Below are 1621 nucleotides of genomic sequence, written 5' to 3'. Positions count from 1 at the left end.
CAACACCGCCACAGCCAACTCAGTGGACCAATTCGGCCGGAAGACTTCGAGTGGCAGGGACGAGAGGTGCAGGCAGATCCAGAGGCGCAACATGACGGTGAAGCAGGATCGGCGACGGTTCCAGCAGGACGCGCACGGGCAGGTCCTGCTGCGGGCCGCGCCGCTTGATGAAGGAGAGATCGACGCCGCCGGCGGCGGGCGCAACCCCGATGCGCAGGGGCGCTGGCGACGCGTCGCGTGCACAGGCCAGGGGCCGCATGAGGAAAAACAGCGCCTCGCCACTCTGCGCGGCCAGGTGCAGGCGGCGCAGCGCGTCATTGCGGATATGGGTCTGCCAAAGCAGAACCGCGCCGCAAGTGCCGGCGCGCAGCAACTGCTCGGTGGCCCAAAGGGCATCGGCCGTACGCTGGCTGCGAATCCACAGCAGACGTTCGGGCGGCACGCCCCAACTGGCCAATGCGAGCGCCTGGGGCGTTTGCGGCGGTTGAATCAGGGCGATAGGCCGCTTACAGACCTCCGCCAGTGCGGGGCGCAGCAGGCGAAGCTCTCCCACACCCGGCTGGCGCACCAGAAGTTCGACCAGCGACGCCGTTGGCCAACCGCCACCCGGCAACTCGGCCGTCAGCACCGGATAGCCGGTGGCGACGGTGCGACCGTTCGCCCGGGCCAACTGGGCGGCTAACCAAAGGGCAGGATGGATGGATTCTGGATTGGGCGTCGGCATGGCGATTGGTTGAGTCCATGCAACCCAGTTTACTGTATATATATACAGTGGTCACGGATTTCTTCTCCCGAGCTTGAAAGTGCCTTAAGGGCCGCGTATTGAGCGGGCACCGTCGAGGTTTTACTCGGGGGCGTCTCCGAAGACCCGGATGGCTAGGTCGTGCTCGAATTTGGTTGACCAAGAATCACGAGACCCTGCCGCGTACTGCATCAATACGCCTGTCTCTGGCCTCAGCACGCTGACCAGGCGTTCCTGTTCCCCGGTCATGTCGCAGACGCTAAAGTCGGCGGCGATGAACCCGTGCCGACGACAGGCGTTGGTAAAGGCTTCGCGCTCCGCGGCAGGAAACGCATCTAGGGTTGCCATGGCAAATCCTCCAATCGACTAGCCAGCTAGCTTGCGGATGGCCGCACCAATTTGTTGCACCTTTCTAGTATCGGCGTACTCCGCCCACGGATCGACGTAGCCGGCGGCTTCCACGCGCTGCAGGGCGGTCTGGATCGTCCAATGATCGCCCGCTGTCAGTGCCTCCAGTTCCTCCCAGGATGCCRGCATCGAAACCCCGAGACCCGGCCGTGCGCGTGCAGAGAATGCGGACACCGTCGTCGCCCCTTGGCCGTTGCGCAGGTAGTCGATGTAGATCTTCCCAATCCGATTGCGCGGCCCGCTCTTAGAAACGAAGCGCTGCGGAATGGTCTGGGCGATATGAAGAACGACATCTTGTGAGAACTTCTTCACCGTGATCCACGGAAGTTTGGGCGCCATGGGCACAACGACATGCAGGCCTTTGCCACCACTGGTCTTGAGAAAGCTCACCAGGCCAAGCTCATCCAGCATAGACTTCGTCAGCATGGCGGCGTCAAGCATGTGCCGCCATGGCACGCCATCACCGGGGTC

At 63.2% G+C, this 1621-nt stretch carries 3 protein-coding genes; all 3 read right to left on the bottom strand.

The features are described from left to right. Positions 1-19: 19 nt before the first annotated feature. Positions 20-724, bottom strand: coding sequence for a translesion DNA synthesis-associated protein ImuA (gene imuA, locus AC1DN0_RS41015; protein ID WP_400101105.1), 705 nt, complete (start codon positions 722-724; stop codon positions 20-22). Positions 725-844: 120 nt separating this feature from the next. After that, positions 845-1090, bottom strand: coding sequence for a hypothetical protein (locus tag AC1DN0_RS41010; RefSeq protein ID WP_477103792.1), 246 nt, complete (start codon positions 1088-1090; stop codon positions 845-847). Between the two features lie 18 nt (positions 1091-1108). Beyond that, positions 1109-1621, bottom strand: a 513-nt coding sequence (ligD, locus tag AC1DN0_RS41005) for a non-homologous end-joining DNA ligase LigD (RefSeq protein ID WP_477146610.1), incomplete at its 5' end; no start/stop codon positions are given.

This window comes from Cupriavidus sp. 05N39, assembly GCF_056397325.1.
The sequence above is the reverse complement of the archived record's forward strand: the minus strand, read 5'-3'. Positions and strand labels throughout refer to the sequence as shown.

Coding starts and splice junctions, on each gene's coding strand:
- imuA (WP_400101105.1), bottom strand. CDS start 724: ATGCCGACGCCCAATCCAGAATCCATCCATCCTGCCCTTTGGTTAGCC.
- AC1DN0_RS41010 (WP_477103792.1), bottom strand. CDS start 1,090: ATGGCAACCCTAGATGCGTTTCCTGCCGCGGAGCGCGAAGCCTTTACC.